Annotated in this window: 19 protein-coding genes, 5 tRNA genes and 1 pseudogene; 19 read left to right on the forward strand and 6 right to left on the reverse strand. The window is 37.2% G+C overall.

The window, feature by feature from the left end; translation table 11 throughout:
• Positions 1-86 precede the first annotated feature (86 nt).
• Complete coding sequence (locus tag BTO08_RS16000; protein ID WP_242446284.1) at positions 87-1,397, forward strand: EAL domain-containing protein; 1,311 nt, start codon at positions 87-89, stop codon at positions 1,395-1,397.
• A gap of 952 nt (positions 1,398-2,349) precedes the next feature.
• A complete protein-coding gene (locus BTO08_RS16005) occupies positions 2,350-3,789 on the forward strand; it encodes an EAL domain-containing protein (protein WP_105061666.1) in 1,440 nt (479 codons plus the stop codon).
• A gap of 104 nt (positions 3,790-3,893) precedes the next feature.
• Here the strand turns inward: BTO08_RS16005 and BTO08_RS16010 are convergent, their stop codons facing one another.
• Positions 3,894-4,985 carry a DUF4056 domain-containing protein gene (locus tag BTO08_RS16010; RefSeq protein ID WP_105061667.1) on the reverse strand — a complete coding sequence of 364 codons (1,092 nt, stop codon included), beginning with the start codon at positions 4,983-4,985 and terminating at the stop codon, positions 3,894-3,896.
• Positions 4,986-5,498: 513 nt separating this feature from the next.
• Between BTO08_RS16010 and BTO08_RS16015 the strand changes: the two genes are divergently transcribed.
• From BTO08_RS16015 to BTO08_RS16030, 4 genes are all read left to right on the forward strand, one after another.
• Positions 5,499-6,413 (forward strand): LysR family transcriptional regulator, encoded by a 915-nt coding sequence (locus tag BTO08_RS16015; protein WP_105062670.1) that lies wholly within the window; start codon positions 5,499-5,501, stop codon positions 6,411-6,413.
• A 189-nt stretch (positions 6,414-6,602) separates the two neighbouring features.
• Complete coding sequence (locus tag BTO08_RS16020) at positions 6,603-6,959, forward strand: SMR family transporter (RefSeq protein ID WP_005366770.1); 357 nt, start codon at positions 6,603-6,605, stop codon at positions 6,957-6,959.
• A gap of 11 nt (positions 6,960-6,970) precedes the next feature.
• The gene (locus BTO08_RS16025; RefSeq protein ID WP_105061668.1) at positions 6,971-7,300 is read left to right on the forward strand and encodes an SMR family transporter; all 330 of its coding nucleotides are present in this window, start codon (positions 6,971-6,973) and stop codon (positions 7,298-7,300) included.
• A gap of 266 nt (positions 7,301-7,566) precedes the next feature.
• On the forward strand, positions 7,567-8,460 hold the full coding sequence (locus tag BTO08_RS16030; protein ID WP_005366773.1) for a DMT family transporter: 894 nt from the start codon (positions 7,567-7,569) through the stop codon (positions 8,458-8,460).
• Between the two features lie 107 nt (positions 8,461-8,567).
• On the opposite strand, the gene BTO08_RS16035 is transcribed toward BTO08_RS16030, so the two are convergent.
• Complete coding sequence (locus BTO08_RS16035) at positions 8,568-9,827, reverse strand: amino acid permease (RefSeq protein WP_105062671.1); 1,260 nt, start codon at positions 9,825-9,827, stop codon at positions 8,568-8,570.
• Between the two features lie 1,108 nt (positions 9,828-10,935).
• On the opposite strand from BTO08_RS16035, the gene BTO08_RS16040 reads away from it, so the two are divergent.
• The 4 genes from BTO08_RS16040 (at position 10,936) to BTO08_RS16055 (ending at position 15,977) form a co-directional block, all read left to right on the forward strand.
• Positions 10,936-12,390, forward strand: a complete 1,455-nt coding sequence (locus BTO08_RS16040) for a peptide MFS transporter (RefSeq protein ID WP_105061669.1) — start codon at positions 10,936-10,938, stop codon at positions 12,388-12,390.
• A gap of 357 nt (positions 12,391-12,747) precedes the next feature.
• Entirely contained in the window at positions 12,748-14,115 is a 1,368-nt protein-coding gene (locus BTO08_RS16045; RefSeq protein WP_105061670.1) for an NCS2 family permease, read from the forward strand.
• Between the two features lie 145 nt (positions 14,116-14,260).
• Positions 14,261-15,346 (forward strand): linear amide C-N hydrolase, encoded by a 1,086-nt coding sequence (locus BTO08_RS16050; RefSeq protein WP_105061671.1) that lies wholly within the window; start codon positions 14,261-14,263, stop codon positions 15,344-15,346.
• 445 nt (positions 15,347-15,791) lie between these two features.
• Positions 15,792-15,977 (forward strand): hypothetical protein, encoded by a 186-nt coding sequence (locus BTO08_RS16055; protein WP_045150501.1) that lies wholly within the window; start codon positions 15,792-15,794, stop codon positions 15,975-15,977.
• A gap of 127 nt (positions 15,978-16,104) precedes the next feature.
• Here BTO08_RS16055 and BTO08_RS16060 read toward each other — a convergent pair whose 3' ends face one another.
• Positions 16,105-16,347 (reverse strand): Rho-binding antiterminator, encoded by a 243-nt coding sequence (locus BTO08_RS16060; protein WP_105061672.1) that lies wholly within the window; start codon positions 16,345-16,347, stop codon positions 16,105-16,107.
• Between the two features lie 884 nt (positions 16,348-17,231).
• On the opposite strand from BTO08_RS16060, the gene BTO08_RS16065 reads away from it, so the two are divergent.
• Positions 17,232-18,947, forward strand: a complete 1,716-nt coding sequence (locus BTO08_RS16065) for a chitinase (RefSeq protein WP_105061673.1) — start codon at positions 17,232-17,234, stop codon at positions 18,945-18,947.
• A 59-nt stretch (positions 18,948-19,006) separates the two neighbouring features.
• Here BTO08_RS16065 and BTO08_RS16070 read toward each other — a convergent pair whose 3' ends face one another.
• Both BTO08_RS16070 and BTO08_RS16075 read right to left on the reverse strand, forming a co-directional pair.
• On the reverse strand, positions 19,007-19,555 hold the full coding sequence (locus BTO08_RS16070; RefSeq protein ID WP_105062672.1) for a hypothetical protein: 549 nt from the start codon (positions 19,553-19,555) through the stop codon (positions 19,007-19,009).
• 5 nt (positions 19,556-19,560) lie between these two features.
• Positions 19,561-21,705 carry an LruC domain-containing protein gene (locus BTO08_RS16075; protein WP_105061674.1) on the reverse strand — a complete coding sequence of 715 codons (2,145 nt, stop codon included), beginning with the start codon at positions 21,703-21,705 and terminating at the stop codon, positions 19,561-19,563.
• 339 nt (positions 21,706-22,044) lie between these two features.
• On the opposite strand from BTO08_RS16075, the gene BTO08_RS16080 reads away from it, so the two are divergent.
• From BTO08_RS16080 to BTO08_RS16100, 5 genes are all read left to right on the forward strand, one after another.
• Positions 22,045-22,135, forward strand: a tRNA-Ser gene (locus BTO08_RS16080).
• A 46-nt stretch (positions 22,136-22,181) separates the two neighbouring features.
• Positions 22,182-22,257, forward strand: a tRNA-Thr gene (locus BTO08_RS16085).
• A 9-nt stretch (positions 22,258-22,266) separates the two neighbouring features.
• Positions 22,267-22,351: transfer RNA gene (locus BTO08_RS16090), tRNA-Tyr, on the forward strand.
• Positions 22,352-22,370: 19 nt separating this feature from the next.
• Positions 22,371-22,445: transfer RNA gene (locus BTO08_RS16095), tRNA-Gly, on the forward strand.
• Positions 22,446-22,451: 6 nt separating this feature from the next.
• Positions 22,452-22,527, forward strand: a tRNA-Asn gene (locus BTO08_RS16100).
• 155 nt (positions 22,528-22,682) lie between these two features.
• On the opposite strand, the pseudogene BTO08_RS16105 reads toward BTO08_RS16100, so the two are convergent.
• A pseudogene (locus BTO08_RS16105) lies at positions 22,683-22,793 on the reverse strand (IS6 family transposase); the annotation flags it as partial.
• 228 nt (positions 22,794-23,021) lie between these two features.
• Between BTO08_RS16105 and BTO08_RS16110 the strand changes: the two are divergent.
• From BTO08_RS16110 to BTO08_RS16120, 3 genes are all read left to right on the forward strand, one after another.
• Positions 23,022-23,327 (forward strand): hypothetical protein, encoded by a 306-nt coding sequence (locus tag BTO08_RS16110; protein WP_105061675.1) that lies wholly within the window; start codon positions 23,022-23,024, stop codon positions 23,325-23,327.
• Complete coding sequence (locus BTO08_RS16115) at positions 23,324-23,650, forward strand: hypothetical protein (RefSeq protein ID WP_198038490.1); 327 nt, start codon at positions 23,324-23,326, stop codon at positions 23,648-23,650. The genes BTO08_RS16110 and BTO08_RS16115 overlap by 4 nt, the downstream gene beginning before the upstream one ends.
• Before the next feature lie 125 nt (positions 23,651-23,775).
• Positions 23,776-25,095, forward strand: coding sequence for a PIN-like domain-containing protein (locus BTO08_RS16120; RefSeq protein WP_105061676.1), 1,320 nt, complete (start codon positions 23,776-23,778; stop codon positions 25,093-25,095).
• The last annotated feature ends 463 nt before the right edge of the window (positions 25,096-25,558 follow it).

The raw sequence follows: 25,558 nt of genomic DNA on the forward strand, positions 1-25,558 counted from the left end.
CTGTGCTATTTTTGTTTACTTTTTTAACAAGTTCTACCTTGTTGTATGAAAAATTTATTTATAAAAAAGTTCGTACGGAACATTTGTTGCAGCGTAAGATGTTTAACTTGGTATTAAATAGCAAACAGGAATTAATTGTTAATTTTTCGAAGATGACAATCCCGAGTGTGTCGGATCAACGCGCATTAAAACGTTATGTATCTGATAACAAAGATGTCAGCAGTGTATCTGTCATCTATAATGATCACTATGTATATAGTACCTTCGGTAATCGTTTGTATTCGATGAAAAAAACAGCGAAAGCTGGCTTGAATATTAAAATGCAAAGTTCACTAACCCATAGACCTACGCTGTCTTATGTTGTGCAAGTCAACCCTGAAACCTATTTAAAGGTGTACTTTAAGCCGTTTCGTTTCAACGTGGTTGATAATATTGGTTATGGTTATATCACGCTCTTTGATGTGGTTGAAATTGGCGACAATAATAAATTATTAAGAAATAGTCTTTTAAGTAACCGTAAAGAACATCAGTTTACTTTAGATGACGTAGAGTTCTTCGTAGAGATTAATCCGACTTTAGCCGTTAAAGAGTTTGTTGCGTCACGTTATGTTTATCTTTTGTTACTTTTCATTTTCTGTATAACGTGTACTTTTCTATTATCAGAATATCTTAAGAAGATATGGGTCGCTTACTGTATTCGTAGAAATACGATTCAACCTTACTTGCAGCCGATTGTGGATAAGCATGAAAATATTATTGGTGCTGAAGTATTGGCACGTTGGATCACTAAAAAAGGAGAGGTCATTGCACCCAGTTTATTTATTCCTTATATCGAAAAAAAGCAATTAACACCATTATTAACACAGTCTCTAATGAAGCAGATTTATCAAAGTTCGCTGATGCAACAAAGCCAAGAATTAAAGTTAAGTTTTAATTTCACAGAGTACTGTTTATTTGATAAAAATGTTTATAAGGCAAGTTTACTGATAGCACCACATTGTAAGTTAATCTTGGAGTTTACCGAATCAGCTCCATTTTCTCATTCCAATGTTAAAGAGCGTATGGAGCAGTTTCATAAAAATGGTATATTTTTCGCACTTGATGACTATGGTACAGGCTACTCTGCACCGCACTATTTAACTGAATATGATTTTGATTATTTAAAAATAGATCGTTGTTTTATCGAACAGATTGAGCATAACCTAAAATCAATTCATGTCGTTGAGTCTTTAGTTTTACTTGCTAAGAAATTGCAACTCACAGTCATTTCAGAAGGGGTTGAGACGCTTATACAAAAGCAGATGCTAGAGCAATGGGGAATCAAGCAATACCAAGGTTTTTACTTTTATAAACCAATGTCATTGAAAAGCTTCATGGATATATTTAGACCTTATTGATTCGCAATTAACCAGTTTTATCGAACGATTAATTCTCCTTGTGCAGATACAAGCAGATTTTATTTCTGATTTGTAGGTAAGTGCCCGCTATTCGTTTTAACCTGTATTTTCAAAACGCTCTTTGCGAACTTACTGTTCTTAAAAGTAGGTATAGATAATAATGAGCCCACACAACATAGTGTTGAGTTCTGCTCTAGTCTATCTGAGTTATGCCAGCAAATTACGGCAACAGAAAAAGAACTACTGGTGGCTTGTGACACGAATGATGAAATACAAGTTGGTATTTTTAGAGAAAAGCTCAATGAATTATATCGTCAGTTCATATTTATGTAAAAAAGGATATTAATTAACATGGAATTAAGGTCGTTATTATTCGACCTTAATTATTAACAATTAATCTACTTATATTCATCTGTCATGTACTTATTGAGTAATATTAGTATTGTATGCATTTTAATAAAAAGTAATAAACAATGCTGAATGTATTACTATATTTTTTTATGACAAAGATAAGTGAATTTTATCGTGATTGTATATGGTTGATATATATAGGCTTTATTTGTAATTTTGAGCTTTTTGTATTTTTGAATTGTGATTGTAATCACATTAAGTGCTGATATAATCCGCCCGCAATTTTTAATAGATAAAAATAGTCATCATTTGATGAATATCCCTCCAAGTATATTGGCTTTTTTACAACGTAGCGTGCGAATAACAGCGATGTGTATTTCATATGGTAAGAAAGATCGTATGTTCATTCTTAACATAAAAGATCTTAGTTTTATCAGTCATAGTGCTGGAAAATCATGTGTTACGATAGAAAATAGAATTTAAGTGTATTCATTTTATAAAAATGGATCTGGGTGTAAATTGCTTCACTTAGCTTGTTATAAAGAGTTGTCATGGCGTTATACAAAGCAATAAATATGGCTTTAAATGGGATTGTTCTTTTATGAACATTAAATACATGAAGCTTTATACACTGATAGTGTGCTCTACGTTCTTTCTCATTATTTTTGCATGCTGTACTTATCTACTTTATCAATACGATATCGATAAAAAAATTCAGAATGAGTATGAAATACAACTAAAAACCTTTAATTCAGTCGTTAATAGCAAAGAGACACTGGCCTCTATGTTTTCGAAGATGACGATACCGACCTTAGCTGAGCAGAGGGAGTTAAAACGTTATGTCTCCGATCATAAAGATGTTAGCAGCGTATCTGTGATTTATAAGGATTATTATGTATACAGTACATTTGGTAATCGTCTGTATTCAATGAAAATGAAGGCAGTAAAAGGTTTTAGTATTAAGGTAAAAAGCTTACTAACACATAAGCCAACCTTGTCTTATACGTTGCAGGTTGGAGCGAATACTTACTTAAAAATATATTTTAAACCGCTTCGTTTTAATGTTATCGATAGTATTGGTCGAGGCTATATTACCGTTTTTGATAACATTGAAATTGGTGAAGGTAATCAGTTAGTTAGGCATGTTCTGTTGGGTCATCATGATGAGTACCATTTTCATCTCGACGACGCTGATTTTTTTGTGGTTGTTGATCCTGCACTCGCTCTAAAACAGTTTGTTGAAACTAAATATGTTTACTTGTTAATGCTTTTATTGGTGTGCATGGTAAGTAGTTATATATCGGCAGCTTACAGTAAAAAAATCTGGGTACGGATTTGTATAAAACGTAATATTATTCGTCCATACCTTCAACCCATTGTTAATAATGAAGGCAATATTATTGGGGCTGAAGTTTTAGCGCGTTGGATCACCAAAAAAGGTCAGGTTTTACCACCTCATGTATTTATACCCTATATAGAGAGTAAACACTTAACATCCTTGTTAACCTGTTCTTTGATGACACAGGTTTATCAAAGTCAGTTAATGTTAGTGAGTAAACACCTAAAATTAAGCTTTAACTTGACGGAACGTTGTTTGTTTGACGAAAGTATTTATAAAGCGAGTTTATTATTGGCGCCTAAGTTTGAACTGGTGCTTGAGTTTACGGAATCAGCACCATTTTCGAATACTCATGTGAAAGCGCGTATGGAAAAGTTTCATCAAAATGGGATGTTCTTTGCGCTTGATGATTATGGTACTGGGTACTCTGCACCGTATTATTTGACTGATTATGACTTTGATTATTTAAAAATAGATCGTTGTTTTATAGAGCAAATTGAGCATAACCCTAAATCTATTCATGTCGTTGAATCTTTAGTGCGATTAGCTCAAAAACTGCAACTTTCTGTCATTTCTGAAGGTGTTGAAACAGAAAAACAAAAACAGATGTTAGATCAATGGGGAATAAAGCAATATCAAGGGTTTTACTTTTATAAACCGATGTCAGTAGATAGCTTTATGGATATATATCGTTCTCATTAATATAACGTGTCGTCGATATACCGAACCCTTCTAGCGCTCTGTGCAAGAAGGGTTTTTTATCTTTTAGATATAGAAGATTAATAGTAAGTGAGTATTTGCTAACTTTAATCTTCAACTACCTGCGTACTTTTACCGCGTTCTTCATTATCTTGTTGCTTTGCAAAATTAGCGAGTTGTTGAAATTGAGCAGGTTGCCAGATCATGGTGTTTTTTAGCGTGGGAGGAAGCCTGTTAAACGTTTCTTCATTGCCTACATTATGTAAATACAATTCAGCCCACACACCATTATTATCACCGTTACTCAATTGGGTAGATAAAGAGAGGGGAATACCGTTTTTTACCCCATTAGGGTAGCGTGTTAATCCCAGTTGATAATCGCGTTTTAATACCACCCACTTTTGTGGCAAACGTGTATTGTGATCCCACCATTGACCATTTAATTGCTGTATGTGGCGCTTGGTTTCTTCTGCTGAAACACTGCCTAATTGTTGTAATTGCTCTTTAAAAGCATCGGTCATGGCTTGAGAAAAACCTGAAGGTGAAAGATTGGGTTGCAGCTCTAGTACTTGTTTTGCGGTAATGGCGCCTAACATATTGGAGTACAGATCTTCAGGTGAAAAAGCAGAAACTAATTCCGGAAAGCCAACAATGGATTCATAGCCAAACCACTGCGCAATTTCATGCCATTGTGCTAACCGAAAAGCTAACAGAGCTGCAAGTTCGATACTTATTGCTTGTCTCTCACGATAAGTAAGTGTTTGCTCACTTTTATTTAATCTTATAAAGCGTTTACGCAGCTCTGTCGGTAATGTAATACGATAATCGGAGCCTAGATGTTGGTAGATTTGCTGATACAAATAGTAAGTAAAATCTGCGGTATCTCGAACATGGGCTGTATCAATAAACCCACCTTTAACCGTATATATTAAGCCGTTTGATTCATCGCCTAGCCCTAATAAACTTGCAATAACGTTTTGTGAGCCATCGTTATAGATATGTTTACCAAGCCTAGACGCATCAACAATATTCTCTACAGAAAAAAATGGGATCGGCACGCCTAATAGTTCGGTTTTCAAATCTTGACCAAACGCACAACATGGACGTACCCCAACGGGTGCATCTAAGGCTTTACTGTGTGGGCTAACTAATGCTGCACATAAGCTGAGTACTACAATGAAAGGTTTGTGTATTTTCATTAAAAAGCTTCATTAAGGATGAAAATAAAAATCGTAACTGTCTTTGCCAATAGCGTCATCGATACGAACATTTATTCGTAGTTTAAACGAAAAACAATAGCCGATACTAAATTTGGCAATGGTTATATTGGAAGTAACTACTTACTAATATGGTTGTTTTATCTCCATTGTTACAAGTTATTATACCGTGGTGTTGATACCATTGATCATGCGTTCATTACCAGAAGTGAAAAAGCGATTAGCGGAGCAAGGCAGTCAATTAAAGTCATTATGGTAAAGACTCGTGCTGATAACTACGCTCAGAAACTCTATTAAAAGTTACTTTGATCTGAAGTTGAAATGAGGATCAAATCGCTTTATTCCGCTGATGATGTATTTATGGTTGGGTGTAACGTGTCACCGGACTAAAGAATATCGCTTGCTTTATATCTAAATGAGATAGCCGTTAAATACGCTATCTTGTTTTATTTTAAGGGGTATTATCACCATAGGTTTTATTAGTGATAAATGGTTATGTCCAATCCATTAAGTGAATTAGATCTCAACTTAATCCGACTATTAAAAGCGGTGGTTGAGCATAAAAGTATTAAGTTAGCGGCGATGCAATTGGGGATCTCTCAACCCAGTGCAAGCCGAGGCGTGGTAAAGCTTAAGCAGTTTTTTAATGATCCGTTATTTGTGCGTAAAGCCCACGGTGTAGAGCCATCTCCTTTAGCCATTCGTTTAGCTAATGAGTTTGATAATATCTTAGCGCCTATCGAGAAAGTCTTACTGGAATTTAGTGATTTTAAGCCAACTGAATATCGTGGCTCTATCGCGATTGTTATTGATCCGTACGTGATGGATGAGCATGGTCAGCATATATTATCGTGTTGCCACCGTGCTTTCCCTTGTGCGACGTTAGTCTTTTCTAATTGGGATAGCTCAAGTCAACTAGAGATGTTAGACGGCAAATTTGATTATTGCATTCTCGATCAAGAAACCGCTATTGCGAAAGATATTTATATGCAGCCGTTATTTAGAGAAAAGCGGGTCATTTTAGCAAAACAGCATCACCCGACATTACGCATTGATCAAAATGATTGGTCACAAGTGGCGACATTACCCCTAGTGTCGCTTCCTGCTCCTACGGCTTATAAGCCTTTGTGTACTGTCGAATCTGAATATCAGCGAATGGGATATGAGCCACAAGTGCTCTTAAAGACATTTAACTTGCGGGTTGCCTGTCAAATGTTGTTGGAAACCAATGCGATAATGTTTGCGAGTGAAAGTACGGCCGATTTGATGCCAGAACTTCATGCTTACCCAATGCCGAATGTTAACCGTAACTTTAGCCATTTTGTTGTTTCTGGCGGTTATCTTCAAACTCATCGTAACTACCCGTTATACAAGCATTTACACCAAGTTCTCCAAGCTACATTTCGCTAAGTTTGGCTGTCATGAGGTGACCTGAATTTTGCCAAAGAGATATTCAGTATTGAATATCTCAATTACCTATTGCCAATGTTTGAGCTAGGGTAATCTTGTTGTTAGATACATTTACTTTCTGTATTTAAAGACAATGAATGCGTGAAATTTGATGCTATCTACCTAGAAAATAGCATAGCGGAGTCAATCATGTGGTTAGCACGAATATTTTTATTATTAGCCATTGCCGCAGAAGTTGCGGGTACGAGTACCATGAGTTTAATTTCCAGTGAAGGTAGTCACTGGGGATATTGGGTGATGTATGGCTTAATTTGTATTTCATATTTTTTCTTATCGTTGGCAGCAAAAAAGATCGCAATTGGTGTGGCATATGCGGTGTGGGAAGGGCTCGGTATTGCGTTAATTACCCTCGTTTCAGTGTTTGTGTTTGATGCTCAATTAAATACGCAACAGTTGATTGGTTTAGCAATGGCAACGGTAGGGATTGTACTTGTCACCTTGGGTGAAGAGCATAAGCCATCTTTAGCAAGTAAAGCATCAGCATAGGGAGGCGCAAAATGAGTCAATTTTTCACATTATCATTTGGTTTTGTTGTCCTCGCGGCTTTTGTTGATATTTTAGCGAATATGGCACTGACTCGATCTAATGGCTTTAGTCATAAACGCTGGGGAACATTATCGCTGTTGTTGGTGATGCTGGCGTTTACTTTACTTGCTCAAGCAGTTAAAGAAATTGACTTAGCCGTAGCTTATGCATCATGGGGAGCAATTGGGATTTTAGGTACTGCGATTGGTGGATCGCTGCTGTTTAAGCAAAAGCTTAAGCCTATTGGTTGGATCGGCATTGCAGTGGTTATCGCTGCTGTGGTGGTGATGAAAACGGCTTAAGTAAGCCTAAAAGAATATATAACTAGCCCAACTTATATCGTTGGGCTTTTCGTTATTAAGAACAGAAAAATATAATTATTGTATGAATTCAATATGTTCGATTTTTATGATGTTTTTGTGAGGATTGCTCGGTAAGTCAATATGTCCGACAATAGATTTAGGATGTCCGATTGGGGATATATATATCTTAAAAGACGTGACAGAATAGCCTGGTTAATAGCTCTGATGTAGGTATCTGAGCGAGTTTTTTCCAAATAAGGCAGACAATGTTCTATCTATTTCCCTTAATTACAGTTGCAATATGGGCAGGGAATGCCATTGTCAACAAGATGGCATTCAGTGTCATTGATCCCGGTGCGATATCTTTTTATCGCTGGTTCTTCGCATTAGTTGTGCTAACTCCTTTTGTTGCTAAATCTGTTTGGCGTGATCGTGCGATTATTAAACCTTACCTTACTAAGTTGGCTTTTCTTGGCTTACTTGGCATGGTTTTAAACCAATCATTAGGCTATTTTGCTGCGGCAACCACAACGGCGACTAACATCGCTTTGATTATTTCACTCGTGCCGTTGATCAGTATGTTTTTAAGTGTACCGATCCTTGGTCAGCGCTTATCGCCATTTGCATTAATTGGTGCAGTGTTATCGCTTAGTGGTTTGGTATTAATGCTAAGCCATGGCGATGTGAAAAGCTTGATCTCACAGGGTATCAAGCAAGGCGATATGTTGATGTTGATTGCGGCAGCGGTTTATGCGCTTTACTGCGTGTTGTTAAAACGCTGGAAAATGCCATTTTCAACATGGAAATCGGTTTACGTGCAATGCTTGTTTGCCGTTGTGATGCTAACGCCATTGTTGTTAACGAGTCATCGTATGGCGATCACTGCATCAGCTGTACCGCTAATTGCGTATGCTGCATTGTTAGCTTCTGTGATTGCACCTTGGCTGTGGATGTTATCGATTGAGCGTTTAGGCGCTGATCGCACTGCAATGTTTATGAACTTATTGCCAATCATGGCGGCAGGTATCGCTAGTGTCATGCTTAATGAACATTTAGAGGCTTACCATTACATTGGTGGCATCATGGTTCTTACTGGTGTTGCACTTGCACAAAAACGTATAAAAGCGAAGAAACAAGCTGCTGCGATGACAACGGCATAATTCGAGCTATTTATAATAGAAACGCCGTTACTCCCATTCTCTTTCAATCAGAAAGAATAAAGGAGTAACGGCGTTTTTTTATGTTTTAACCAAGAGTGATTATTGCATTAAATAAAAGCAAGTAGTGGTGAGATACACAACAAAATACCAGTAATGATGATCAAGTAGGTTGCTGCACCTTTATATTTGTTTAATGTCGATACTTTGTACACCAAGTAGGCTGGGATTAAACAACCCACAATCCCGAAGATCGGAGAACAAATTGAAGTGAACGATAAGATCGGTAGGTTTAGTGCTACTGCTGTCCATGCGACCAGAATAATAAAGACAGTAGTGAGTTTATTCACCAAGTTAGTATTGATTTCGTGGTGATCATATCTGCGTTCAAGAATGTTCATTGCTAGCCCTTTACACGCCTCTTTAAATGCTAAGAACACGCCAAAAAATGATGTTACAACCGCGAAAATATTGATCACAATACCGACTATTGTTGCCCAACTTCCAGGGAAGTAATGCGCAATCATAGCCAGAGCTGAAATGTTTTCTTTCATCGCATGTTGTGCTTCAGACTGGCTGATCGCAAAGGTAAACGAGACGGCAAAGAAAAAGACTACGACAAACAAAATGCTAAAGGCAATTTTCATCGCGCGTGATGCTTTATAACGCGCTACTTCAATTGATTTTTCATGAGAGCGGTAAGAGATCACCATCGGACTCAGTGATTGAATAAATAAGATTGATGTCAGAGTAAAAGGCAATGTGATAATTGCATCTTTTAGCATTGCTCCCCAGTCACCAACAGCAGTTATATTGCTAAAATTCCATTGTGGGATCAGTAGTACGCCCATCACAGCGACTAAGGCGATCACTGTAACCGCCATAAAACCAGAGATCTTAAACAGGAATTTTTCACTTTTTGAGCCGATATAGCTCAGCAAGCAGATTAACGCTAAACCATAGAAAATATTATGGTTTAAATGTGATTCAGTAACGCCAAAAGTATGTAGGTATGAAGCACTGTCATTAGTGATGGCGAGGGAGTAAACCAATACCCAAATGACCAACATAATAAAATACAGAATACCGAGCGCGATCCCCCAGTTTTTACCTAAATAACCGCTGATCACGCCTGGATAATCGGTACATTTCTTTGATTCAGCAAGGGTATTGATAAACAGTTTCTGAAACAAATACATTGCAGGGTAGCCAATGACCGATGAGAGTAAAAATACCCATAATCCCATGACGCCAACTTGCACAGGGAGAAAAACAATCCCCGCGCCAATGGCCATGCCAATACTCATGACAATCCAACCGACATCAACACTGTCGAATTTTGTTGCAGTCTTCCATTGCTGAGGTGTCATGTTTGCTTGTTGGTATAGGAGGACACTGGTGTTTGAAAGGGCGGTATCTATATCAGGTTTCATTATATATTCCAGCTTATTATCATAGTTATGCTGACAGCGAATAGCTGGATTATGGATCTAGTCGTATATTTGCTAAATAACTAAAAGTTATAACATATAAATCAAAGAAGCATAAAAAATGCAATTAGGTGCTTTTAATGATTGTTTTACTTTTAGAGATGAGAGAAGAGGACAGAATGCTCTTTTTAATTAGAAAAAAGTAAATTCATTTAAGAGAAGAAAAACCTCATTATAAAGGTTAAAGATCTGATGTTGCTGATATCGATTGTTTATTAATCATGATACCAATGGGATCAAAATCGGGATGGGTAGCGATACGATATATTCGTTGGTTTTGCTCTATCGAAATGACTGAGCTTTTATGAGCTGACTAACATCGGTAGCATAATGAAGGTAGGGTTAAGAAAAACGATACATGTACTTGTGTGGCTGTTTATTGAATTTTCAGCATCGGTTTACATTGTCGATAAATGTGGGTAATACCGAAATGAAGCCCAATATATTTTCAAGGTGATACTGCCTTCGAGTTATTCTTCGTTCTCGCAAGGCAATTATATATTTAATATTGCTCTATCGTGCTTTTATTTATGTGGTTCAATATTAGACAGACATTAAATGTGAATATTTATTAGTATACATATTCATCAAAAAACACGTTTAAAATAAAAAGTTATATCCCAACAATGATCCTATATTGATTTTTATTCATTTTCTTACGTTATTAAATATTGATATATATAGATATCTGGCTAATTATTGGATTTCTAATGACTAATTATGCCGTACTCTAGAATATATGAATTTAGTTTCCCTCTTGGCATTTATAAAAAAAGCAGTATCCTTTATTTGAATTTTTATTCATTGTTGTTGTTTTTATTCCCTATTAATTAGGGGGTTATCACCAAATATTCAAAGTGAACAGCTGACGTTGTTGTTCTTTTTTTTTCGTGAGTTAGCTAAAAAGAAAGATAGAAGTCATCTACCTCTTTTCATTATGTTAGTTCGCCGTGGCAGAAAAATATAACTAATTCAAGAAAGGAAAAATATGAGCAATATTTCTCATCCACGAGGTCTACTTTACGTAATCAGTGTACAGGCTTGGGAGTATTTCAGTTATTACGGAATGCGTGCCTTACTGATTCTTTATTTAACAAAACAGCTCCTTTTTTCTGATGCACATGCTTATGCACTGTACGGTGCTTACACATCGCTTGTTTATGTGACGCCAATCATTGGTGGGTATATTGCAGACCGATACTTAGGGAACTTTTGGTCTGTAGCAATAGGCGCTTTGCTTATGGTTGCAGGTCACACCGTATTATCCTTTCCAACGTCAGGGCACTCTACTTTATATATAGCTCTTGCTCTAATTATTGTTGGATATGGTTTCTTCAAGACTAACTCTAGCTGTTTGCTGGGTGAGCTTTATCATGATCGTGAATCAATCCGAGATTCCGGTTTCTCGTTATCTTATGTTGGCGCTAACCTTGGTGCTTTTCTCGCTCCGATTGCTACTGGCTACTTTGCTGAAACTTATGGCTGGCATATTGGATTTGGTATCGCGGGATTGGGTATGTTTGCTGGCCTTTTAGTGTTTCTTTCTGGTCGTAATGCCTTTAAAGATGTAGCCGGTCTTAAAAAAGAAGCACTGTCGGCCAAAACCGCAGGCATTTCGCACTCAATGCTGTTAATTGCTGGTGTGATATTAAGTGTTGCATTCTTTGCCGTCATCCTTGCGCAACTCTGGGCTGGCTTTGTTCTCATTGTGATCGGTATTGTCTCACTATTTTTAATGGGCCGTATTTATGCTCGTTGCGATGTTCAAGGTAAGAAAAACATATGGGCAATTGTATTGTTTATGATGTTTGGTACGTTATTCTGGGCATTTGACCAACAAGGTGGTAGCTCTATTACCTTATTTATTGAGCGCAACGTAAATAAAGATCTATTTGGCTTCAATATCCCTACCAGCTTCTATCAATCAATAAACCCATTTGCCGTTATCTTTGGCGGGGCATTGGTTGCTTGGGCGTGGAAATTACTGGCACGTTTCAATATACAGCCCAAAACGTTGTCTAAATTAGGTATTGGTTTCTTGTTCCTGACTGCGGGTTTTCTCTTGATCAATATTGCGTCTAGACTCGCAATGCATTCGGGCCACACTTCAATGCTATGGGTAACAATTGGTTTAGGTCTAATTGGTTTAGCGGAAATGTTTATCGATCCCGTTGCGTTGGCGGCAATCACTCGTTTGAACCCTGCAAACTCTACAGGTACGCTTGCGGGTATTTACATGTTGGTATCAGGCTCTATCGCTAACTTTGTAGCAGCTTGGATTGCAACGGCAACAGCGGTGACGACAGAAGATGGTAAGGTGCAGAGCCTGACTCAGGCGGCGAGCAGCTACCATGATGTATTCCACACCATTTTCTTGATTGCACTATCAGCTTTCATTTGTTTGATTATATTAAAGATGTTTACTAAGAAACTGTTGCCATAAAGCGTGCTGGTTTCAGTAAAGGCTCTTAGTGCGATTCATTCGTCCCTATTTTTCTGTAAGCGTTCTAATCGTTATTTGTTGGGCTTTTACATAATTAGACGGATAGTTGAAACTTGCCAACGACTGGAATAATCATGTTTCTCTTGCAATAAATGTAATAAAACGAAATTTTAAATAATAATTGTCAATTATTTATAGCGCGAGATACCTGTTTGTAGGTATGATCGTTACGAAATAAAAGGCTGATGTCGACATCAGCCTTTTATTTTTCCAAAAAAAGAAAACGTTTGCGTGTGTTTGTTACACGTGATTTTAACTGTAAAAAGCATAGTAATATTGATCAAATAGGAATTTACCATGTCTGCTGATAGCACACATCAACGCCCTTCTCATTTAGAGCCTAAGAGTAAACTAGATAGCTATTTTGAAATTACAGCTCGTGGCAGTAATGTCAAACAGGAAATAATTGCGGGTTTAACTACATTTCTAGCTATGGTGTATTCCGTTATTGTGGTGCCTAGCATGTTAGGTGCCGCGGGTTTTAATCAAGGTGCGGTTTTTATCGCAACCTGTTTAGTGGCAGCATTTGGCTCATTACTCATGGGTTTGTGGGCGCGTTTACCAATGGCCATTGGTTGTGCTATTTCACTTACAGCATTTACTGCATTTAGCTTAGTACTTGGGCAAGGCGTGAGTGTGCCTGTTGCCTTAGGCGCCGTATTCTTAATGGGTGTTGTCTTTACATTAATAACGGTAACGGGTGTGCGTACTTGGATCATGAAAAATATGCCAAATGGTATCGCTCATGGAACAGGTATTGGTATTGGATTATTTTTACTTTTGATTGCAGCGAATGGCGTTGGGCTAGTGATCAAAAACCCAGCTGAAGGCTTACCCGTTGCTTTTGGTGATTTCACCGCGTTTCCAGTCTTCATGTCTATTTTAGGCTTGGCGGCTATCTTAGGATTAGAAAAGCGCCGTGTTCCGGGTGGCATTTTATTAGTGATTATTGCCATTTCTATCATTGGCCTTATTTTTGATCCAAAAGTGACGTTCCACGGCTTCTTCGCAATGCCGACATTTGGTCATGAGGGGGAATCCTTATTAGGCACAATGGATATTATGGGTGCCCTAAACCCAGTTATTTTGCCTACAGTATTAGCGCTAGTGATGACTGCGATTTTTGATGCAACAGGTACTATCCGTGCGGTAGCAGGACAAGCAAACCTGCTAAATAAACGTGGTCATATTATCAGTGGTGGTAAGGCATTAACGTCAGATTCTGTAAGTAGTATTTTTGCCGGTCTTGTTGGTGGTTCTCCTGCTGCGGTATACATTGAATCAGCTGCAGGTACAGCTGCAGGTGGTAAAACAGGCTTAACAGCAACTACGGTAGGTGTACTGTTCATCTTCATGTTATTTCTTGCACCATTAAGCTACTTAGTCCCTTCTTATGCGACAGCTCCTGCACTGATGTATGTTGGCCTATTAATGCTAAGTAATGTTAGCAAGTTAGATATGGAAGATTCTGTTGATGCATTATCTGGCTTACTGTGTGCTGTTTTCATTGTTCTAACGAGTAATATTGTTACTGGTATTATGCTTGGTTTTACTGCATTAGTTATCGGTCGAATAGTTTCTGGCGAAGTGAAAAAGCTCAATATAGGTACAGTCGTTATTGCGATTGCCTTGGTTGCTTTTTATGCTGGTGGTTGGGCTATCTAACGACGAGCCTTATAATAAAGTGTATTTTAAGCCCACTAAATGTGGGCTTTTTTATATCTAGACACATATAAAACATTGTTTTTATTTTCCACAATAGACTATTATTAAAGATTGATTATATGCGTTTACATTCACAGGCATATTTATGAAAAAAACTTTATTAACATTGTTGTTGGCGTCATGTTTTAGCTCCGCAGCGAGTGCTTGTACTGGAATTACACTTGGCACCACAGGTAATGATCATATTCAAGCTCGTACCATCGAGTGGGGCCATAGCGATTTAAATAGTAAGTTAATTGTTTCTCCTCGTAATTACAGCTATACCTCGACAATGCCAGATCAAAAGCAAGGTCTAACTTGGAAGAGTAAATATGGCTTTGCTGGGATCTCTGTTAGTGATGATCGTTTTATTGCCGAAGGTATTAACGAAAAAGGTTTAACAGCAGGTTTATTCTATTTCCGTGGTTATGGCTCACTTGCGAAATATGATCCAAAAAATACCGCGAATAACATCACGGATATGGATTTTGTACGTTGGATGTTAAGCCAATATTCAACGGTTGCAGAAGTTGAAGCTGCGTTAAGCAAGATCAAGATTGTCACTGTTTACTTTGATGCTGAAGGTAATCCATCCCCAACAGCGCACTGGCGTGTGTCAGATAAGCAAGGTAACAGCATCGTGATTGAGATAATGGATCACGGTAAGATCAATATTCATAAAAACACGGCTAAAGTGTTAACTAACTCGCCAGATTACAATTGGCAGGTAACGAACTTAAATAATTATATTAACCTTCACCCAGGTATCAGTGCGCCACAAAAGATCAACGGGGTAGAAGCTCAGTCGTTTGGTGTCGGCTCAAACTTTGTGGGTTTACCCGGTGATATTTCTCCGCCGTCACGTTTTGTTCGCGCAGCATTTTATGTTAACAGCGCACCTGTATTGAAGACATCGCAAGAGGCAGTATCACAAGCTTTTCATATTTTGAATAACTTCGATATCCCAATTGGCAGTGAGTTTAACGATAAGTCACACATCCCTGATTTACCGAGTGCGACTCAGTGGACATCAGTTATCGATCAAGGCAATGGTGAGCTGTTCTACAAAACGATGCATGACAGTACTATTCGTCGTGTAGAGTTATCTAAATTAGATTTCAATGTGAAGACAGAACACAAGCAACCACTTGATAATGGTAAGTTTACTGCTCAAGATGTTGTGATTAAGTAATCATAAATTGCTACTAGATATTTACGAGGGCAACAGTGTGTTGCCCTTTTTCATACCTCAAAAATGGATATAGAAACGATCATTTATGCAATCTTGCATTCTATTCATAAATGGTCGTTATTTATTCACTAATATTATTGCGTATAACATATTGTTTAATCGTTGCTTTGTTATTCGAGATTATATTTTTACGAATTATACCTATGTTTTTAAATGAATTATTCGTTTCTATTAAGAAATAGTGGGGGGAACGTGTATTTATAACCCCCAATGTAAATATACAAAAAGGTTAAAATTATTTGAATGTACCATTTATGAATAACTAACGTTGCATTTTTGTTGTAATGACAATTAATCAAAACGAGGTAAATTAAAAAGACCAACAGAGGAACCGCAAAGTGTTTCGGTAGGGTTGTTTAAAATATTCATTTAAGGTGCAGTGATTATGAAAGTTGTAGTAGAGATTTTAGAAGCAGGTAAATACCGAGATGTTGCTTGGGAAGGTCAATTTGTATCAGTGAAAGGTGAGCTACGCGCTGTTACACCTTCATATGCAGCACAGTTGATCAAACAATCTAAAGCATCCTTATATACAGATGCTAATGGCGAAATGGCGTTTACTTATAAATAACTTAAATATGTTAAATAGTATATTTAAGTTTTTTGGTTAATAAAAAGGTGACTTATTATTCAAGTCACCTTTTTTGTATTTCACCATCGTAGATGGGTAAAAAATAACCACTATTTACAATGTAAATTTAAAAATTAACCGTCTCAAAATGTGGATTCGCGGTGAGTGCCTGCATAGATGCGAGATGATCGAGTACGATTGTTGAAACGGTATTATTCATTTTTAATTCGATACATTCTTCTCGATGCGCATTATAACAAGTATCTTGGGCAATCCCTGATACTTTCTCTCCATTTTTATACGTTAAACTCACATCAAGATGGAGCATGCAGGCTATCTCAATATAGTCATGTTGATGACAACTTATCATTATTACTGCTCCTTAAGTTACTGTTCACTACCATTTTAGATTACTCCCAGTGTTTTAAAACTTCAAAATATATACCTTAATAATCTCAATATGTTTGGTTTAGAAAGGGCAGGTGATAGATGATGAGAAATATTGATAGTTATAACTGAAGTAAAGTTAACTTTTGAGTTAGTGTCAGTGGCTTTATTCTAGCGTTAAGATGCGTTGATTTAGCGTACTTTTACAACGTGTTACTATGTTTAAGCGAGATTAAAAATAAAACTCGAAATTATATTTTAAGATGTTTGATATGATACTTGTATTATTTACAACGCTAAAAAATCTGCTTATTAATACTTTATCTCCGATAAAACTAAAATATGACGCTCCAATTTATTAATATTTTTGTTATTTAACTTTATTTTAGCGCGGTATTCATTTCTTATTATTAACTTTATCATATCCTAAATATATTAATCATAATGATGTGCAACTCAATTCACTTTTTTCTATTGCTATCCACCTCTTAAATGAATAATATAAAAACGATATTTTTCAATGTTTTATGTTTTTCATTGGTGATTTTAAGCATTTTAAATAAAAACAATCATGAATAAGCTTTGTTAGCCTTCATTATTATGTTTTCAAAATTTGTGTACAGTGTGACAGCCAAAGATATTAATTGAATCAACTCATTACAGCGTACATAAAAATAAGTTATGTAACACGGTTTTAACATTTGGACGTTGCTGTTATTAAGTAATTATTTGTAAATGTATTGATAGCTAGGATGAGTTTTGAATATTAAAAATTATTAGCGTCACATTAAATAGAACTGTTTGATGAGTATGCCGACTTATTTTAGCTCTGAAAGATAGATAATTCGTACTTAAAAGGAATTTATAATGGCGAAAATAAGTCAATTAGCATTACTGATTGCTGGTTTATCCGCGACAAGCAGTTATGCGATGAATCCACAGCCTGATCCCGAAAATCCAGGTGGCTACATAATTGAACGAGCAGAAATAACAGCCGCGGAAGATGCAAAGACGTTAGATCCTATGTATGACGTATGGGCTAAAGCACTTGAAACACGCCCAAATACAGAGGTTGAAGCGATCTACCCTGATGCTGTAACTAACCCTGATAACGTAAAACGTGTTGAGCGAGTATTTCCTGAAACAGAGTGGAATTTCTTGACACAAATGGCAGCGCCTGAATATACCTATACCCGTTTTCTCCGTGCAATTGGTAAGTTTCCAGCATTCTGTGGTGACTATACCGATGGACGTAATGCTGATGAGATCTGTAAAACCTCTATCGTGACGGCATTTGCTCATTTCTCACAAGAAACGGGCGGCCATATCAGTATCGACAATTATTCAGATAACCCGCTGGCATTAGAAGAATGGCAACAAGCCCTTGTTCATGTGCGTGAAATGGGATGGTCTGAAGGCCAAGCGGGTTATACCACGGGCTGTGGGCAAGATGATTGGCAAAATAAACGTTGGCCATGTGCTGACGGTGAAGGGTATTTTGGGCGAGGCGCTAAACAGCTTTCTTACCATTTTAACTATGGCGCTTTCTCTGAAGTGATGTTTGATGGCGACGCAACGGTATTATTAAATGATCCAGGGCGTGTTGCTGATTCTTGGTTGAACCTTGCCTCTGCAATTTGGTTTTTCTTAACCCCACAAGCACCTAAGCCTGCGATGCTTCATGTAATTGATCGTACATGGAAACCATCACAACGTGAAATTGATGCGGGTATTACTTATGGCTTTGGTACCACCATTAATGTGATTAATGGCGGTATCGAATGTGGTGAGCAAAACAAAGAGAAAGGACAACCTGTTAACCGTATTCGTTACTGGGAAGGTCTTGCAGAGCATTACGAAATTGCTATTGCAGCAGATGAGAAAAACACCTGCTGGCAGCAAACACCCTATGGTAGTTTAAATCTTAATGGCGCAACTGATGTGCTTTACACCAACTGGGATGCAAACTGGAAATATTACTCTGATCGTCCTGGCGGTGTTTCTTTTGAATGTGAATTGGTAGGTTTCCAAACGGCGTATTCAGCGTTAGTTGAAGGCGATTACGAACAATGTGTTGCCAATGCATATGGTTCTCATGCTAACTGGCCTGCTGTTCGAATTGTCGATAAATTACCTGATACGGGTAAACCTGTTGATCCTGTCGACCCGCCAGTAGATGGTGTGGCTACATGGGAAAGCAATAAAGTTTATACTGGCGGCGATAAAGTAAGTTACCAAGGCGCAGTATATAAAGCCAAGTGGTGGACACAAGGTGATAACCCTACAAGTGGGGGGCCTTGGGCGCTAGAAAGCGGCACACCAGTTACACCTGAGCCTATTGATCCAGTCGAACCACCTGTTGATCCGGTAGACCCTGTTACGCCAGTCGAGCCAGTCGAGCCAGTTGACCCAGTGATTCCTGTAGAACCTGTTGATCCTCCAGCGACAGATTCACCTGTGTGGAATGTAGGAGCTGTATATGTTGGTGGTGACAAAGTTAGTTATCAAGGAAATGAGTATAAAGCGAAGTGGTGGACTCAAGGTAATAAACCTGATGCAGGAAGCCCTTGGCAAAAGTTGTAATAAAAATTAATGGTTAGATAAAGCCCGAAAGGTAAACATAAAATGTCTTTCGGGCTTTTTTATAAATTAATACTTTCAATAGGAAATGTGATCTCTTTTTGTGTAATAATTTGATTATTATTGAGCGAAATTATTTCAATGAGTAGTTTGTTGATATCAGGCGTTAAAAATAAGTTGCCCTCATAGTCCGCTTCAATAATAGCCGTTGCAATGACTCTATCATCATGATTAACAACGTAATTATTGTTATCATCAATACTATAATTTCGATAAACATTAACATATACATCTTCAAGAATTGGATTGGTAATGTTTAAAGGAATCATAGTGATATTTCCCGAAAAATTGATATTACTCGCATCTAAATCTGAAAAATTGTCTTTATCTAGCTCATCCAAATTTTCATTACTAATATTATCAATATCTTGATCTATATTACTTATTTCGCTATCGGTATCATTTACTGGAAAAAAGATAGGAGGCTGCACATGATTACTGGTGTCAGTTTCTGTTTCTATAGGTTGTTCGGTTTTATCGTTTGAACTTTCGCTTAAACAACCAGTAAAGGTCAAAGTGATGAGTAGTAAAAGAAATCGAGAATTTTTCATCAGCATTACTCCACAGCCATTGAATAAACGTTTGAGGGATCAGGGTGAGCGAACCATGTATCATCTTTATTTTCATTACTGCTGATATAGTTTCTAATACGAGGGTAGGCATGCAAAATACTTTTACCCTCTATTGGATGCTTCCAATCTGACGGTAATAAAATAGCAAATGGGATCCCCGTTTTATTTTTATAACTGTCACAATTATTTTCAACACCACAATTAACGCGACTATTATTTGAATTATCATGTTCACTATTAAATAAACCTTGATCGGCCCTTACTGTGGGAGAGGCATTTTTTAAATGAATTTCTAATGCCCGTGATGGCGGTGATTCAAAACCATGGTTATCGTTGGGAGCGGCGAAAATAAATGGATTTAGATAAGGATGTAGATGGTCAGGATAAGCAATCGGAGTAGTAAAGGTAACTTTCATTGAAGCAGTAACACGTTCATTTCTATCAAGATCACACGTTGGATCAACACGTAAAAAGCCATGGTTACAGTCAGAACTAAAGTATTGTTTGAGTGCGTCTGTAAAAATTAAAACAGCGTCATTCTGGGAATTCTCTGGTACTTCTAAAATAGTGTTATGGTACTTACCATTTATAATCATAAAGCTTTTTGAAACATCAATACTTGATGATGGAATACCGTCAAGTTTTACGGCAAAACCGTTGTTATACCCAGCACCATAGCTTTGTAATTCAATATCGATATTTAACCGAGATAACATGCCAGTAGCGGTTTCTTGCACATGACCCACACGATAGTTAATAACGATATCATTAAAATCATAATCATCCTGAGTTGGCCAGCGATCTTCAAATGCTAAAGTCGCGAAATGGCCTTGAGAAGGGAACCAAAAATAACTCTCTTGGGTATCAAACCCTGTGATAGTTAAAGGGTAATCTTCGACTTCTCCTTCTTCCCCCTGTCCATGAGCTGCTATATTTGGATTGGTATTGATCCTAAACCTCGACCATGTTGAATCAGTGATCACTGAATCAATAGGTACATCAATTGCCAACGTATGCTCGCCATTATCGAGTAAAATATTGTCAATTACTTGTTCATAAGCATCATCAAAATTGCCGTTGTTATTCCAATCAATCCAAGCAGATAAGTATCCAGCAATAGAACCACCAATATGGGCAGTTATGAAGGTTGTTGAGCCTTGATTTAGTGTTGGCGTTGTAAAAATAATCCCTTGATCATCGTTCCCTAAATCGTTGTCATCATGCATTGGGAAAAATTGAGCAAATAAATCTTCATCTGGCTCTAGCCCAAGATAAAGTAGAGAAGATACTTGGTGGCGTGCACCATTAACAAGTAGCGATGTTTGGTAAGAGTTAGGCGCATCACCCATATCATATCCAAGGGTGCTTAGGGGAGCATTATTACAGCGAGCAATATCAATCGTATTATTAATATTCTCAATATTTAGCTGAGTAAGATAGTTAAAGTTATCGTCAAAACTAAAAGGACTTAATTTATTAAATAAAAAAGTGTCGCCACTATTGGCATCGATAACGTAAAACATGCCATTGTTATCAAAAAATTGCCCACTGAAGTTCCTTACCCCTGTTAAACCAAGACTTGCTGTTAGTTCTATTTGGTTGTTTTCCAGTGATTGCGAAACGTCAAAACGATGAATGTTTTTACTGTTATCGACAGCGTAGATAATCCCACTAGGATGAACCGCTAAATCAGAAAAGGCATATACAGCATATTGTTGTTTTAAAAGTTGTGCAGCTGATTGAGCCGCAAGATCAACGACCCATAACCCTTCATTTTGAGCATAAAGGTATAAGCTATTGTTATGCACATCACCTGCAGTGAAGTCATGTTCAGGTAAACCATTTATAGCGAGAGTTTCAGCTGTAAAGTTATTATGAATTCGAACGACTTCTTTGTTTTTAACGCCATATATGTAGTTATCAAGATCATTAAAACCGACAGCATCATATGTACTTACGGTGGCTCCCTGATTATTGGTTTGTCTATCTATATCAATCAAAGACACGTTATTTGATTGATGGAAAAGATAACCATTACTGGGACAGGATGAAAAAGGGTTTGCTGATGTCGTCCCAATAAAAAAGGTAAACAATAAAGGTATTGTTAGCACAAAAAAATGATACTTCATTGTTACCTCACAAATTACTGGTGCATTTAAGTAGGATAAGAAAACTAATTCAATATTAATGCCACCTTTATTTTTATATATAACAGTTAGTTAAGCTTATGAGTGTTTTAGTTTCATGGCTTTTTTGCAAAAGGCTATGGATAATAAAAAAGTACATACCTAAAAGTGAAAAAGTCATAAAAGTACATAGAACCAATTCAGGTTTAAGATAAAAGCAATAAGATTGTTTCTTTTTTGAGTGATGGTTGCATATTTGATTGAAAAGTAACTACTTGAACGATTTTCGTTTTTTTTTCCTTTACAGCAGCAGCTTAGCTCGATATTATTCACCGCACTTACGGAGAGATGGCTGAGTGGTTGAAAGCACCGGTCTTGAAAACCGGCATACGTTTATAGCGTATCTAGGGTTCAAATCCCTATCTCTCCGCCATATTTAATTGTTAAGCTATGGCTTGATGATAAAACGAAATTTTAGTGCCGACTTAGCTCAGTAGGTAGAGCAACTGACTTGTAATCAGTAGGTCACCAGTTCGACTCCGGTAGTCGGCACCATTAAATTTCGGTGGGGTTCCCGAGTGGCCAAAGGGAGCAGATTGTAAATCTGCCGGCACTGCCTTCGAAGGTTCGAATCCTTCCCCCACCACCATAATTTGCAGAGATGCTTAGCAGGCATCGTATAATGGCTATTACCTCAGCCTTCCAAGCTGATGATGCGGGTTCGATTCCCGCTGCCTGCTCCAAACAATTCCTCCTTAGTTCAGTTGGTAGAACGGCGGACTGTTAATCCGTATGTCGCTGGTTCAAGTCCAGCAGGAGGAGCCAAATAGAAAAGCCCGCAAGCAATTGCGGGCTTTTTTACGTCTGTAAAAAATCACTTAACAAATGCTCGGTGACCAAACGGTGACCACCATTTTTTTGTAGGCTGGGGCTGTTGCAAATAATTTAACGGGTATATTGAGCCTACAATTAACTTTAAATTACGCGTAAATCGCATCAACATTAAAGAGACGATTCATAAAGGCGGATCTATCCCGTACTTTTGTTTTAGGTTAATCATGACGTAGCCAAAAATCAAATTGCCCCTTATTTTACATTCGTTTGTTGTGCCAAGTGTCGCTAAGGTGTGTGCCGTTTCCATGTGCTTTTTGTTTTCTCCTTATTGTTCTCATCGCTTTTTCACGGGTTGTAACGTTGCACAGCAGAACCTCTAAAACAAGGGTGAAATACACGCTACGCGCCCTTGCTTTAAAGAACCTGCAGTGCCTCGAAAAAGTTAGGCGAAAACGGCGATGAGAAACCCCATAAGGAGAAAAGCGATGGCACATTCCAACTCACACTCACCAAGCTCTACTAAGGCACATCAACCGAGCAGCGTATCACCGCTGCACCACTCAGGCTCTACAACGATGAGTGACAGATCCCGCGATTACTTCATTGATAAGCGTCTGTACCAACTCTATACCCGACTACGTGAATGCAACCCAAGCGTATTGGATATGGTGAATGCACTTAACTTTGTGTTGCGACAATATCCCGCATTAGGGCCGGTAATTGGTACTTGTCACGATCTGGAATGTTTTATTGAAGCGGTAGAAAGTTACGAGCAGGAGGGCGCGCTATGAGTCAGCCGTATTATATGGAAATAGCCAAAACCATTTTAAGCCAGCTCGGTGGTAACCGTTTTATTACCATGACCGGCGCAAAACATGTTGTTGGCCTCACCGAACCTGGGCTGCAATTTGATTTACCCATTGATACGGGAGCAATCAACAAAGTGACACGGTTACGGGTAATTTTGGAACCGTGTGATACCTACACGGTGATCAGCTTTCGTAAAAAGCGAGGCCAACTGGAATACCTTGAAGTCACACGCCAATCGGGGATTTACTGCGACATGTTAGAGGAGACTTTCACAGAAATGACGGTGTTATATACGTCGTTGTAGGGTGGTTATTGGTTAAAAAGCTCTGCAGTGCAGGGCTTTTTAAGAGTATGGGTGCTACAAGGAGTTACGCTAAATAAAAATTTAAGTTACCATACATAAAATAATAATAACCGTATGATAATAATATGAAATCTAATTTTAAAAGTTTTTACAAACCTCAGAGTGAAGAACTAACAGATCTTTGGAATAACGCGATATTTGTATTTGATACAAACATATTAACTAACTTATACCGATATCAATCAAAAACAACTGAAGATTTCTTAAAGGTGTTAAGTCAAATCCAAGATAGAATATGGATCCCTCATCACGTAGCTCTTGAATATCAAAGAAACAGGTTAGGTGTAATTGAAGAACAGCATAATAAATTTGCTGAGACAAAATCTACCATCAACAATATGGTCGATGAGCTTCAAAAGAAATTAGATAATCTGCAGCTAAAAACTAGACATAGCTATATAGATCCAGATCCATTAATAAATGGAATTGAAAATGTAAAAGATGAATTTTTTAAAAAGTTAGATGAGTTAGAGAAAAATAGTATCCAAATAAGCTCTCAAGATAAAATTCGTGAAAAATTAGATAATTTATTTGAAAGTAAAGTTGGTAAAGCCCCTACGCAAAATGAAATTGATGAACAAGAGAAAGATGGTGAAAATCGGTTTAGCTTAAAAATACCACCTGGCTATGAAGATCAAAAGAAAGATGGCTCATTTCTATTTAATGGAGTGAGATACCAAAATAAATTTGGCGACCTTTTAATTTGGAATCAGATTATAGAACACTCAAATGCTTCTGATATTAAGCACTTAATTTTTGTGACTGATGATACAAAGAAAGACTGGTGGGAAATAGTTAAAGGTAAAAAAATCGGCTTAAGAAATGAGTTGATTGATGAGATATACAATAAGTCAAAAGTTGAATTAGTTAATGTTTATCAGGCGCATACGTTCTTGAAATATGCATCTGAACATCTAAAAACAAAAACATCAGTTAATTCAATTAAAGATGTGGAATTGGTCTCTGAATTCAAAATAGGCCATGAATTGTCTAATCAACCTAGAAAAAATAGAGAATTATTCAAAAACATTACTCTGCCGGAAGATTACAAAATATTTATATCAAAGTTATTAAGTGGTAAGGAAATATCTAAAAGTCATAAAGACTATTTAGTTTCATTGGATGATATCAATCCGTCTGATAGTTATAAAAGAAATATATTAGAATTTTTAGATAATAATGAACAGCCTGAAAATAATAACGTTAATTTAATTTCAATTGATGATAATGAATTTTCGGAAGTTTATAAAAGAAATTTATTAAAGTCTATCATTGCAAATGATAGAAAGTTGTCTGAAATTTATAAAAGTAATTTAGATTTATTGAGTGATAGTGAGCTTTCTGAAATAATTAGAAATAAGGTAAAGGATTCTTTCAATAAATAAAAGATGATTAATAAGTGAGACGCGTCTTTTGCTTTTGTATCTGGTTTGGTTTTGTCATTTGCGGTAACTCCGAGGATAAAGCCCGCCAGCGAGACGCGCCATTCATTTCAATCCACGCCTTTACACCATCACTTTAAGGCCAAGCATCGCCCATACCAAGGCAACGTCATGGTGTTGTCGAGGCGGTTTTCCATTCATTCTGCCGCTGGCTAGCTTAGGAACTTGTTTCCACCTTTTTTATTATCTAATTGGATTAATATGATTGTTGCTAGAGGTGTAATCTGTTCTATCGTATAACCCATTAAAATTGAAATAATTAAAAAGATTAAAAGTAAAACCAATACTATTTTTTTCATATGCTTTCCTGAAATTTAGACATAAAAATACCGCCTCAATGGACGGTGTTTTGTGATTCATTTGGTTGTTCTATACCAGTGGTTTATTAAATAGAGTGTTATTAAAA

The organism is Photobacterium angustum, from assembly GCF_002954615.1.
GTDB classification, from domain to species: domain Bacteria; phylum Pseudomonadota; class Gammaproteobacteria; order Enterobacterales; family Vibrionaceae; genus Photobacterium; species Photobacterium angustum_A.

Bases quoted from the DNA above. Each gene is read 5' to 3' on its own strand.
- BTO08_RS16005 (WP_105061666.1), top strand. From the start codon at position 2,350: ATGAACATTAAATACATGAAGCTTTATACACTGATAGTGTGCTCTACG.
- BTO08_RS16010 (WP_105061667.1), bottom strand. From the start codon at position 4,985: ATGAAAATACACAAACCTTTCATTGTAGTACTCAGCTTATGTGCAGCA.
- BTO08_RS16015 (WP_105062670.1), top strand. From the start codon at position 5,499: ATGTCCAATCCATTAAGTGAATTAGATCTCAACTTAATCCGACTATTA.
- BTO08_RS16020 (WP_005366770.1), top strand. From the start codon at position 6,603: ATGTGGTTAGCACGAATATTTTTATTATTAGCCATTGCCGCAGAAGTT.
- BTO08_RS16025 (WP_105061668.1), top strand. From the start codon at position 6,971: ATGAGTCAATTTTTCACATTATCATTTGGTTTTGTTGTCCTCGCGGCT.
- BTO08_RS16030 (WP_005366773.1), top strand. From the start codon at position 7,567: ATGTTCTATCTATTTCCCTTAATTACAGTTGCAATATGGGCAGGGAAT.
- BTO08_RS16035 (WP_105062671.1), bottom strand. From the start codon at position 9,827: ATGACACCTCAGCAATGGAAGACTGCAACAAAATTCGACAGTGTTGAT.
- BTO08_RS16040 (WP_105061669.1), top strand. From the start codon at position 10,936: ATGAGCAATATTTCTCATCCACGAGGTCTACTTTACGTAATCAGTGTA.
- BTO08_RS16045 (WP_105061670.1), top strand. From the start codon at position 12,748: ATGTCTGCTGATAGCACACATCAACGCCCTTCTCATTTAGAGCCTAAG.
- BTO08_RS16050 (WP_105061671.1), top strand. From the start codon at position 14,261: ATGAAAAAAACTTTATTAACATTGTTGTTGGCGTCATGTTTTAGCTCC.
- BTO08_RS16055 (WP_045150501.1), top strand. From the start codon at position 15,792: ATGAAAGTTGTAGTAGAGATTTTAGAAGCAGGTAAATACCGAGATGTT.
- BTO08_RS16060 (WP_105061672.1), bottom strand. From the start codon at position 16,347: ATGATAAGTTGTCATCAACATGACTATATTGAGATAGCCTGCATGCTC.
- BTO08_RS16065 (WP_105061673.1), top strand. From the start codon at position 17,232: ATGGCGAAAATAAGTCAATTAGCATTACTGATTGCTGGTTTATCCGCG.
- BTO08_RS16070 (WP_105062672.1), bottom strand. From the start codon at position 19,555: ATGAAAAATTCTCGATTTCTTTTACTACTCATCACTTTGACCTTTACT.
- BTO08_RS16075 (WP_105061674.1), bottom strand. From the start codon at position 21,705: ATGAAGTATCATTTTTTTGTGCTAACAATACCTTTATTGTTTACCTTT.
- BTO08_RS16110 (WP_105061675.1), top strand. From the start codon at position 23,022: ATGGCACATTCCAACTCACACTCACCAAGCTCTACTAAGGCACATCAA.
- BTO08_RS16115 (WP_198038490.1), top strand. From the start codon at position 23,324: ATGAGTCAGCCGTATTATATGGAAATAGCCAAAACCATTTTAAGCCAG.
- BTO08_RS16120 (WP_105061676.1), top strand. From the start codon at position 23,776: ATGAAATCTAATTTTAAAAGTTTTTACAAACCTCAGAGTGAAGAACTA.